This window comes from Colwellia sp. BRX8-9 (genome assembly GCF_014077245.1).
Lineage (GTDB): Bacteria > Pseudomonadota > Gammaproteobacteria > Enterobacterales > Alteromonadaceae > Colwellia_A.
The window spans coordinates 185,159-195,955 of the sequence record NZ_JACGVN010000008.1 but is presented as its reverse complement, the minus strand read 5'-3'; the positions used below and the strand labels follow the sequence as shown (position 1 = coordinate 195,955).

Annotated in this window: 11 protein-coding genes; 10 read left to right on the top strand and 1 reads right to left on the bottom strand. The window is 35.5% G+C overall.

Annotated elements, in window-relative coordinates; translation table 11 throughout:
- Positions 1–444: 444 nt before the first annotated feature.
- The 10 genes from H4J70_RS09235 to H4J70_RS09190 all read left to right on the top strand — a co-directional run bounded on the left by H4J70_RS09235 (position 445) and on the right by H4J70_RS09190 (position 10,096).
- Positions 445–975, top strand: a complete 531-nt coding sequence (locus H4J70_RS09235; RefSeq protein WP_182223042.1) for a hypothetical protein — start codon at positions 445–447, stop codon at positions 973–975.
- Positions 976–1,066: 91 nt separating this feature from the next.
- Entirely contained in the window at positions 1,067–1,327 is a 261-nt protein-coding gene (locus H4J70_RS09230; protein WP_182250971.1) for a hypothetical protein, read from the top strand.
- 111 nt (positions 1,328–1,438) lie between these two features.
- Entirely contained in the window at positions 1,439–1,720 is a 282-nt protein-coding gene (locus H4J70_RS09225; protein ID WP_182223076.1) for a hypothetical protein, read from the top strand.
- A gap of 167 nt (positions 1,721–1,887) precedes the next feature.
- Positions 1,888–2,595: a hypothetical protein gene (locus H4J70_RS09220; protein ID WP_182217113.1), complete on the top strand. Its 708-nt coding sequence runs from the start codon at positions 1,888–1,890 to the stop codon at positions 2,593–2,595.
- Between the two features lie 125 nt (positions 2,596–2,720).
- A complete protein-coding gene (locus tag H4J70_RS09215) occupies positions 2,721–3,263 on the top strand; it encodes a hypothetical protein (protein WP_182250970.1) in 543 nt (180 codons plus the stop codon).
- Between the two features lie 953 nt (positions 3,264–4,216).
- A complete protein-coding gene (locus tag H4J70_RS20680; protein ID WP_259366457.1) occupies positions 4,217–4,873 on the top strand; it encodes a PEP-CTERM sorting domain-containing protein in 657 nt (218 codons plus the stop codon).
- A gap of 756 nt (positions 4,874–5,629) precedes the next feature.
- On the top strand, positions 5,630–6,307 hold the full coding sequence (locus H4J70_RS09205; protein ID WP_182250969.1) for a PEP-CTERM sorting domain-containing protein: 678 nt from the start codon (positions 5,630–5,632) through the stop codon (positions 6,305–6,307).
- Between the two features lie 994 nt (positions 6,308–7,301).
- Positions 7,302–7,640 carry a P-II family nitrogen regulator gene (locus tag H4J70_RS09200; RefSeq protein WP_070375731.1) on the top strand — a complete coding sequence of 113 codons (339 nt, stop codon included), beginning with the start codon at positions 7,302–7,304 and terminating at the stop codon, positions 7,638–7,640.
- A gap of 10 nt (positions 7,641–7,650) precedes the next feature.
- Positions 7,651–8,910, top strand: a complete 1,260-nt coding sequence (locus tag H4J70_RS09195) for an ammonium transporter (protein ID WP_182213761.1) — start codon at positions 7,651–7,653, stop codon at positions 8,908–8,910.
- A 262-nt stretch (positions 8,911–9,172) separates the two neighbouring features.
- The gene (locus H4J70_RS09190; RefSeq protein ID WP_182213759.1) at positions 9,173–10,096 is read left to right on the top strand and encodes a Dyp-type peroxidase; all 924 of its coding nucleotides are present in this window, start codon (positions 9,173–9,175) and stop codon (positions 10,094–10,096) included.
- 51 nt (positions 10,097–10,147) lie between these two features.
- Here the strand turns inward: H4J70_RS09190 and argR are convergent, their stop codons facing one another.
- The gene (gene argR, locus H4J70_RS09185; protein ID WP_070375733.1) at positions 10,148–10,621 is read right to left on the bottom strand and encodes a transcriptional regulator ArgR; all 474 of its coding nucleotides are present in this window, start codon (positions 10,619–10,621) and stop codon (positions 10,148–10,150) included.
- Positions 10,622–10,797: the final 176 nt, after the last annotated feature.

Genomic DNA, 10,797 nt, shown 5'->3' with positions numbered 1-10,797 from the left:
ACAGCCAACAAAAGTTAAGCAGTGTTGCGAGAAGACTTAACGAAAGACCAAGAAAGACGTTAGAATATGAAACACCAGCAGAGAATTTTAATCTATGTGTTGCATCCATCATTTGAACTCAAGGCGCTAAGCGGAAGTTAGCTTCAAAATATTTGCGATATATTTTCTAATCAATTATTCGTGTCTTATTACTGAGAAGTCTTAGTAATAATCTAAAAACACCCAGATGATATCCTAATCCATTGATTTTATGTGTAATAACCTCGAATTTTATATTGGATATTACTGCGAAGTCTCAGTAATATCCAAGTTCTGACAAAAATATAAAATTTGTATTTCCTAAAGCTATGAAATTATGGGATATTAATGTCAATTAAATAATATTTATGGGACGGACATTACTGAGAAGTCTCCATAATAAACTGTTACAAGGATCGTCGAAGTATGCAGAATGTTTTCCTGTTAAGTCTAACTATCATGCTTTTAGGGTGTTTTTCATCAAAAGCAGAGGAGCAACAAACTCCGACAAACTTTGAAAAATTAGACCAAGTTTTATCTCATACTATCTTTCAAAAAAATTCGAAAATCACTCTCAATATTATCGAACCGTGTAAAGCTGAGTTCATTTCAGAATGGTCTAGTGAAGTAAGCAAGAGAAAAGGGTTCTATAGCGTAAAAACTTTTGTCTTAGTTGATTTTAAAAATAACTTTAAAAATACAACTTTTACTTCTGCGCACGTAACATCTGAGGATGGACATAGCTATCAAAGTTGGGGAGATGTAATCGATTTAAACTTATTTGAAAATAGTCCTGTAAAAAAAGTTGTTTTAATGAATTCAAATTCAGATGAGTCAGTTTCTAGCTATAACACTGATTATATTTCCATTGGAGTCGGCGAACCAGAAAATTACGATAAAATATCAGAGTTATTAAAAGTTATTGATTTGGTTTCTAGTGGTTGTAAATCCTTGTAACAAGCCATTCAAGCAGGACAAATAACAGTTGGCTATTTGCTCCTTCGTCGCTTATTTTAGCCAACTATCATTTGCCTCTTAATGGAGCGTTATGTGTATCGATAATATGAAGTATCCAACTGAATTAGATGTTATAAAACTAGGCTTATTCGTAAGATGTTTGGCATGCTTTATTTTTATTTGCTCATTAATTGCAGGAATAGGTCTTACGTTTGCATTGTTTACGGAACAATTTGAATTTGGTTTCATTTTAGGTTTTACTGTTGTCGGTTTTATGTTGCACATATCCGGTAGTGTCACATTTAAAGGTTATGCACCTAAATATTTACTTTTTGCTCATGCTCCAAAGTAAATACACATAACAAGCCATTCAAGCAGGACAAATAACAGTTGGCTATTTGCTCCTTCGTCGCTTATTTTAGCCAACTATTATTTGCCTCTTAATGGGGCGTTAGGTAAGTAAATGGATTTCGTAGAAAAGTTTCACATTCAGCATAAAAAAAGAATCATGTATTCATTAATTGCTATGGCGTTTTGGATTCCTGCTTTAATAATCAATTATTACGATTTAACCTTTTCAATTCTTCCTTTACGCACAGATTACTTTGCGCTTATTATTCAAAGTATAGGTTTAGTTTTTATTTTTTTAGCTTATTATCAATCTTTTTGTCCTAGCTGTAATAAGTTAGCTGGTTCTGGTTGGAAAATAGATAAATGCAAAAAGTGTGGTGTTAAACTTACCTAACAAGCACTTCAAACGGAACAAAAACAGTTGGTTAGGTTCCGCTTCGCTTCACATTTTAACCAACAATTTTTGTCCGCTTAAGTGGGCGTTATGTACATATCGTATGAGTCACTTGATAGTGAATGTGACAAGATATCTGATCATACTAAATTTAATAAGGATGTTTAATGGAAAAGCTTAATGTTGTATATGCAGTAATTATAAGTACTTTAGTTTGCTTAGGTGGATATTTGTACAATGATTTAATGTCAGAAAAAGTTACTGTTAAATTACTGGAAAAAGAAAAAAACGAATTGAATTTAATAATCAATGATTTGAAAAAATTAAATAAAAAAAACTCAATTAAATTAGAGCAGTCAAATATACTTCTCAGTAATCTGCAGAATGAATTTCTTCTATTTAAAGGAATGCTAATCGTAGCAAAAACTGATTTAAAGGATTCTGAGAAAGTCGAAGCTATTGATGTTTTAGTAAAAGAAGAATCTCTATCTGAGGATGAGATGGTGAATTTACAGGCTTTTTCAAAAAAAATTATTGATGAAAGTAATTATGACTCTCGCCAAGATGTTGATGAAGAGTTTGAACAAGAAGAAGTTGACCATGAATGGGCTTATGAATACGAACAAAATGTTAGAGAATTAGTTCAGAATGATGACAAGTATGGATTTGATATACAGTCCCTTTCTTGTAAAACTACAGCGTGTAAATTAAAAATGACAGCAGATGAGTCTAATAGTATGTATTTAGGCGCAATGCTTTCAAAAGTTATTCAAGAACAAAGTTGGTATGATAAAAATGATAGCATTAATTTTAATCCAGTAGTTACTGATGGACAAATAGTCGTAACAGTTCATAGAGATTTTTCGGGTCAATAAAATGTACATAACAAGCCATTCAAGCAGGACTTTTAACTGTTGGTTAGGTTCCGCTTCGCTTCACATTTTAACCAATAATTAAAAGCCTCTTAATGGGGCGTTAGGCAACTTTACAAGGATGCAGTGTGAATAGAGTAGCTGTGTGTTTACTAATTATTATTTTAAGTGCTTGTGATGAAGATACTGAATCTAAGAAACTAGCCCAAAATATCTTTCCTTCAGTTATAGAATATCAACAATGCTTAGAGAATATGGATCCTAGTGATGACCAATATCATAAAGTAGTTATTGAATTTGATTCTGGTGGTTATAGTGGTATTGGGTGGGCAGTTTATGATGATTCTAATTGTGAAACACTGGCAAATAGAAGTCATGATGTTAATTCACATTACCCTATGCGTTTAGGTTATCAAGTCATAAATAAAGACGGAACTACAGGGCATGAATTGATTTTTGCGGATCCTGAAAATGCAGGTAAATCTGGTACAGTTTATCACATTGAAAATGACGTACTTTGTTTTGCCGTAGGAACGGTAAAGTTAAATATTGGATTTACTAATAGGCCAAACTTAAGTTCTATAAACTTTACGTCTGCATCGATTAACGGCGATTTTTCCAATTTAGAAATAGATAGAGATAACTGCTTTAAAATCAATATGGGTGAATAATTTGCCTAACAAGCTACTCAAGACGGACGCTAAACAGTTGGCTAGCTTCGTTCCTCGCAATTTTAGCCAACAATTTATCGCCGCTTAGTAGGGCGTTATCGATACAAAAACTAATCCGAAATTAACTTTAGCCTTTTAGTGCTAATGTCTTCTTTGTGGCAATAGCTGACTTTAGCTTTTGTGAAGTCATGAGCATATTAAGGAAAATTTTCACTAATATGTATTTCATGTTTGTAGGCTGTTGAAATTCAAAGCCGATAGTGGAGTTTAAATCCAGATGTTGACTATGGGGCTAAATTTACCGTTAACTAAATAATAAATCAAAGTTCGCTTTACTAATACCTAAATTCACTAACAACGGATAAAACTCCGATAGACGCATATATCAAATATTATTATCATGTTTCACTCGAAATTCATTAATATACTTTAGAATGATTTATTACTTAAAATCAACAGATTGAGTTTGTAGTAATACCAACGGATAACAATTCAAACCAACTGATTACAAGTCAGTTGCTAGGTGGTAGGTAAGTATTGAAATTACTGTTGTGTAGTGTGGTTTAAGTGGTGAATTATAATAATTAGCACCACTCAGTTTTAATCCATTACACTACTAAAACACTCGTTTTAGGTGGTTTAAACCCGATTGTTACGATGATTTATCTCTAGTTGACGGTGAAATTCAATCCTCTAATTATGTTTTTATATTAAAAACAACTTAAACTGATGTTTTTAAAATTTTGTAATAAATTCAACTTGTTGATGCGTTTTTGGTGTCAGGTTGTTTTACAGTGTTACTAAATTAAATATTGCGTAAATTACCATCATGTTGATATATTAGATGTTTTTTTTTTTTGCATGATTGTTGTATTAAAGAACGTATCGCTAATATGTACAATTTTAACTACCGACCATAAATTTATGGAAAATGGATTAAAAGGAAAATAAAAATGAAATTTAAGGTTTTAAGAACGGCAATTACTGGTTTAATTTTTTCGGTTAGTTGTTTTTTAAATATTGCAAATGCAGGTTTAATAACGAAAGATTACGTCGCTCTGAACGATGGTCTCATCACAATAGACACCACCAGCAATCAAGAATGGCTAGATGTATCCATATTCGTGGGAATGAATCTCCAGCTGTTGAGTGGGACGAATCAATGGAGCGATGCAGGTTTCCGTTTGGCATCTACGGTTGAAATATTTAATTTATATAAAAATGCCGGAATCTTGTATATTAATGATTACAATAACATATACGATTTAGGAGATAGCTCAAGCGCAAATGCAGCAAGCCAATTAGCGTCACAACGTTTGTATAATATGCTAGGCGGGTCACCTGCTAATTTCGGTGGGCGAAGTGACATCCACGGATTACAGTCAGATGCCGATAACGATGGTAATGCGTATTTGGCACGTCTACAGACGTCGGGCAGAGCCGCCATAAACACAAATGGGGATTCGTGGGGAGTAACATATACAAGACATGAAGCCGTAGGTGCATTTTTTGTTCGAGACATTACAGATGTCCCAGAACCTTCGACACTTGCTATTTTTGCATTAGGAATGATTGGTTTAGCATCACGTCGATTTAAGAAACAATATTAATATAGTTTTATAAAACTTTTTGCGATAAAACATCAATTGTCATGATTGGTGTTTTTTTTGTTTCTGGTGGTTGGTAAATCAGGTTGTTTCATCGTAAAACCATCACCATAGGATTAAGTATCCTTTGTTATGCCATATAAACAAAGACTTCTGACGATTACATTTAAATAATTAACACTGCTTAAGCCTAAATTATGATTTTAACACCAAATGATTCCCGTCGAGTGTTGGCAATGATGGCTTATCTCTCTGTCAGGAACAGGATAGATTGAACACTATAAACAGCTTAAACATCAATTACTGCTAACGTCCGCTACCGTATCTTTGCCGTCGTTAGGCATTAATTGAGCCTTAGCGCAACTGCTAGCCATAAGCAGACGGTCAGGGGTGTCATCAAATTTCAGCGAGATGAGGTTATACGAATGAATGAGACTTGACTGACTTTGATTTGACACTATTGAAATTGTGAATTACTCCTTAAGTTATGTGTTTTTGGTATTTTTATCCAAGTAAAGTGTCAGAATTCTTTACCCTTTCTCATATTAAATAAATGTAACTTCAACTAACGTATTGTATTTTAGATATAATTATATAACGGTATAAATCGTGCTTTAATACACATAATAGACAGCGGTCTCTTCCTATTTTCTAATTCTAAGCGCTTCCCGTGTTGAGTTTTTTTGATCTGAAGTCCTTACCTCAGGAATAAATTGTCCTCTTATGGGCATTTCAATTAACGTGATATGGAAATACCAAATGAAATTTAAATTTTTAAAATCAAGCTTGACTGGATCGCTTTTGGCTGCCACTTGTTTAGTTAATGTTGCAAATGCAGGGTTGATTTTTACGAATACATCAAACATCACATTAAGTGCTAGTCAGGTTGAATCAGGTGGGGATACTACAGCAAATCAGGATGTCGCAGGCGGTTTAGGTGGCACGCTTTTGGCTTACACGGCTACAGCGCCAAACAGCGGAGGAAACTATGCTCTTTCCAATTTAAATGACGGCGATATTGGCATCGGTATTACAAGTGATGGCTTGTATGCGTTACATTCTAATGGCGATCTTCGATTGGCATTCGGTGCAGACACGTTATTAGGTGGAATCGCAATTTATAACGGTTACAGCAATCGAGACGATGGTAGTTATAAGCTAATTGACGATACGGGGACAACCCTAGGAGCTTGGAATGTCAGTACGACTAGTGGAGGGACGAATAACGGCGTCGATTCCTTCTGGCTTACATTTAACACCCCCGTCACGAGCGCTTACCTAACACTAAGATCAACAAACATCGAGAACAGCAAGGCAAGTTACCGTGAGATACAGGTATTTTCGAGCTCAGTGGCTGTGCCTGAACCATCTACACTTGCCATATTTGCATTAGGAATGATTGGTTTAGCATCACGTAGATTTAAGAAACAATCTTAATATAGTTTTTTAAACCTGATTCTAGAGAACATCAATTGTAATGATTGGTGTTTTTTTGTTTCTACTGATTGGTAATATTTTAACGGTAAAAAATTTCGACACCTATTGATTTATTAACCGTGGTTTTCATTCAGAATCACTACCATAGGATTAAGTATCCGTTGTTATGCCATGTGAATAAAAACTTCTGACTATCGTCACTAAATAATTAGCACTACTTGAGTATGTTTTTTCTTTTTAAACCCCAAAATAATTCCTGTCGAGTTTCTGCTATGGTGGCTTTGTTCTCATTCAGATTTAATGACTCAATGACAGAAGTCATCATCAAAAGACTTATATTTTTATCTATGGCGGAACTTCCGCTTTCGTATCTAAGCCGATTTAAATAGAGGTGAATATTAGCCACCATTTTTGACCGCTTCGGTCTCAGAACTTCCGCTAAAAAATCAAAAGTCTATGACTGGAGTTCCGATATTGCGGTCATAATATCTCTAACGCGGAACGTTAACTATTCACACAGTCTGTGGCAACAGCAAAGGTGGTTTGCACGTCTAAGCTTATTTCTATGTGATCACTTAGCTTCTTATATTATCTCTAGATTTATCTTTATCATTATTTAATAAACACACTTTTGCAGAGCTTAACCGTGCAGCAAAAAAATTAGAAATAAACAGGAACCCACATATGGGCCTATCTAGAAGTATTTACCCAGTGTAATTAGCTTCACTTTGTATGTGTCGATATAAATTTTAACATTGAACATAAACAAAATTCCAAAATAAATTCTCAAGTTGCCGTGAATTCTCAACTTAAGTGGCGGTGATCATTAAATCATGCACCAATTACTGTCATTGATAAAATTTCATGCACCAACGAAGTGCTTTTAAATAGCCTTTTTTTTATTATTTACCTTAAGTTTATGAATATTAAGTGTTTTAGTCTTTGGCATAACATTTGTATTGTTATGTACAAATCATAAATAAGGCTAAACATAATGAAAATGGTTAACGCAATAATAAAACCTTTCAAACTGGATGATGTCAGAGAAGCAATTTCTGAAATTGGTGTTGAAGGACTAACCGTCAGTGAAGTAAAAGGTTTTGGACGACAAAAAGGTCATACCGAACTGTATCGTGGTGCTGAGTATCAAGTGGACTTTTTACCGAAAGTGAAACTTGAAATTGCTGTCAATGATGATGTTGTTGAACGCTTAGTCAAAGCAATTACCGAGTCGGCGCACACAGGTAAAATTGGCGATGGTAAAATATTTGTCTATGACTTACAGCAAGCTGTACGTATTCGTACTGGTGAGCAAGATGTTGAAGCTATTTAAGGGGTAAATCATGGAACAAAATATTTTTCAATTACAGTATGCAATGGACACTTTCTATTTCTTGATATGTGGTGCTCTTGTTATGTGGATGGCCGCGGGTTTCTCTATGTTAGAAGCCGGTTTAGTGCGTGCAAAAAATACCACAGAAATTTTGACTAAAAACGTCGCGCTTTATGCTATTGCTTGCATGATGTATTTGGCCTGCGGTTACGAAATTATGTACGGTGGTGGTTTCTTCTTATCTGGCATCGAAACAATCGATGCTGATGCGGTATTAAAAGAATTTTCTGGCCGTGAAGATGGTTTTAATGGCGGAGCTATATATTCCAAAGCGTCTGATTTCTTCTTTCAAGTGGTCTTTGTTGCAACAGCGATGTCGATTGTTTCTGGTGCCGTCGCTGAACGCATGAAATTATGGGCATTCCTTATTTTTACCGTTGTGTTAACTGCCGTTATTTATCCACTTGAAGGTAGCTGGACTTGGGGCGGTAATGCTGTCTTTGGTTTGTATACCCTAGGTGACTTAGGTTTTTCTGATTTTGCTGGCTCGGGTATTGTCCACATGGCAGGTGCATCAGCAGCATTAGCGGGTGTCTTGTTACTTGGCGCACGTAAGGGTAAATATGGAGCAGATGGTCGTATTAATGCCATTCCAGGTGCTAACTTACCTATGGCGACATTAGGCACATTTATTTTATGGATGGGTTGGTTTGGCTTTAACGGTGGTTCAGTTTTAAAGCTTGCTGATATTAACAGTTCACATTCAGTTGCTATGGTCTTTTTAAATACCAATGCAGCGGCCGCTGGTGGCGCTATTGCCGCGTTAATTTTTGCGAAATTATTATTTAAAAAAGCAGATTTAACCATGACATTAAACGGGGCATTAGCGGGATTAGTCGCTATTACTGCTGAGCCTTCAACACCCACGGCATTGCAAGCAACCTTGTTTGGTATGGTCGCTGGTGTCATCGTTGTCTTGTCAGTGGTTGGTTTAGATAAACTGAAAATAGATGATCCAGTCGGTGCTATCTCAGTACATGGTGTCGTTGGTTTGTTTGGTTTACTGCTTGTTCCTCTTACTAACCCTGCTTCAAGCTTTAGTGGACAATTAATCGGTGCAGCAACCATCTTTGTCTGGGTATTTAGTGCAAGTTTTGTGGTCTGGTATGTACTTAAGAAAGTTATGGGTATTCGTGTAACTGAAGAAGAAGAGTATCAAGGTATGGATAAATCAGATTGTGGTATGGAAGCTTACCCTGAATTTACTTAATACCAACTAGTGTTATCTATATTAACAAGATAAATCATAAAACAGCCTCAGGGCTGTTTTTTTATGTACAAGATAAAGGCTAATACTTTTAGCTGCACAGAAATTATCAGTACTTGCGCCGATACTAATAAAAGTGCGTTGGCATAGCTGTAAAAAGCAACACGGTTTTATCTTATTTTATTATCGTAAATGATTTACTGTGAATTTTAAGAAACTGTGTAAAATTGAAATATTAATATACATTACATTTTTGGGAATTTTGATGGCAAGAGAACAATTCGGTATTTGCGCAGAACCTAGTTTGCACGGTTATTATCTGATGTTTAATGTTTTAGATGATAAAAATGCTCATGTTCGTCACGCACTTTCTCGATTACCTGCCTTATTCGATCATTACGCAGATCGTTTTTCAGAATCTAACTTAGCTGGTGTTATTGCTATCGGTGCTAACTATTGGGATGAGTTGTATCCACAAGGAAGACCTAAAAATTTAAAGCCTTTTTCCGCGCTTGAATGTGATGATCGCGCAGCTCCTGCTGATAGTTATGATCTTTATATCGAAATAAGAAGCGACCGTGCAGACGTTAATCATATTGTTAGTACCAAGGTTTGTGCTTTATTAGCCAACAGCGTTGAACTGGCTGAGCAAGTGCGTGCCTTTAGGTTTCTTGATGGTCGTGATTTAACGGGCTTTGTTGATGGCACAGAAAACCCACAAGGTTCACACCGCCGCAAAGTTGCGCTAATTGCGAATGAAGAGAGTGAAGAGTTTGCAGCAGGCAGTTATTTACATATTCAACGTTATCGCCATAACTTGAACTTATGGGATAACTTAAAGGTTAAAGACCAAGAAGATATTTTTGGACGAACAAAACTGGATAATGAAGAATATTCCAATGAAAATAAACCAGCGACCGCGCATACTAAGCGAGTAAACCTTAAAGACGAAGACGGTAACGCTATCGAAATAGTACGACAAAGTATGCCGTATGGTGATATGAAGTTACAGGGCTTGTTTTTTGTTTCTTATTGCCGCTCGCCTGAGCCATTTGAGATGATGTTAAAAGCCATGATTCAAAGTGATGCTCATGGTCATTTTGATCATCTACTTAAATATACCCAAGCAGAAACTGGCGCATCTTTTTTTGCACCAAGTTTGAATTTTTTAGCTAAGTTGGCACTTTAATAAACCGGTAAAATCGCGATGTTACTATGGCTCACTGTCTTCGAACTCAGCTTAATTTAAGTTTCTTGAAAAAAGTAACTCTAATTTAGCAATGGTTTCTTTTATTTGTCCAACATGGGTTGGGGCAATAAAAATAGTATCATCACCGGCAATCGTACCCAGTACTCCATCGCTTTTACTTAAGCTATCAAGTAAGCGAGCGATTAACTGGGCAGCGCCGGGGCTTGTTCTAACAATAATCATGACTTCATTGTATTCAATATCTATCACTAGTTGGCGTAAAGGGCTTTTCGCTGTGGGAACGCCTAGTTCAGCTGGTAAACAATAAACCATTTCTTGGCGAGCGTTGCGGGTGCGAACTGCGCCATATTTACTGAGCATACGTGAAACCTTTGACTGGCTGATATTATCAAAACCTTGTTTCTTCAACGCATCAACTATATCGCCTTGAGAACCAAACTGCTCTTGCTTTAATAAATCTTTAAAAGCTTGTGTTAATGCTTCTTGTTTTTGTGAAACTGTCATAATTTAACGGTACTCTTTATTATTTTTCTACTACACTTTTTTTAATCTTAAATTCTTAATGATGAGGAAGTAAGACCTAAGTATTATTTCATTAAAAGTATTATACGGTATCCTAATGCCATATATAGTTTAATATTAATTGTTTTTTAGTGGCCGATGCTATATCTTTTGGGCAC

What these genes read in the sequence shown, in the direction of transcription:
- argR (WP_070375733.1), bottom strand. Translation starts at nt 10,621, where the DNA reads ATGACAGTTTCACAAAAACAAGAAGCATTAACACAAGCTTTTAAAGAT.
- H4J70_RS09235 (WP_182223042.1), top strand. Translation starts at nt 445, where the DNA reads ATGCAGAATGTTTTCCTGTTAAGTCTAACTATCATGCTTTTAGGGTGT.
- H4J70_RS20680 (WP_259366457.1), top strand. Translation starts at nt 4,217, where the DNA reads ATGAAATTTAAGGTTTTAAGAACGGCAATTACTGGTTTAATTTTTTCG.
- H4J70_RS09190 (WP_182213759.1), top strand. Translation starts at nt 9,173, where the DNA reads ATGGCAAGAGAACAATTCGGTATTTGCGCAGAACCTAGTTTGCACGGT.
- H4J70_RS09205 (WP_182250969.1), top strand. Translation starts at nt 5,630, where the DNA reads ATGAAATTTAAATTTTTAAAATCAAGCTTGACTGGATCGCTTTTGGCT.
- H4J70_RS09195 (WP_182213761.1), top strand. Translation starts at nt 7,651, where the DNA reads ATGGAACAAAATATTTTTCAATTACAGTATGCAATGGACACTTTCTAT.
- H4J70_RS09225 (WP_182223076.1), top strand. Translation starts at nt 1,439, where the DNA reads ATGGATTTCGTAGAAAAGTTTCACATTCAGCATAAAAAAAGAATCATG.
- H4J70_RS09230 (WP_182250971.1), top strand. Translation starts at nt 1,067, where the DNA reads ATGTGTATCGATAATATGAAGTATCCAACTGAATTAGATGTTATAAAA.
- H4J70_RS09200 (WP_070375731.1), top strand. Translation starts at nt 7,302, where the DNA reads ATGAAAATGGTTAACGCAATAATAAAACCTTTCAAACTGGATGATGTC.
- H4J70_RS09220 (WP_182217113.1), top strand. Translation starts at nt 1,888, where the DNA reads ATGGAAAAGCTTAATGTTGTATATGCAGTAATTATAAGTACTTTAGTT.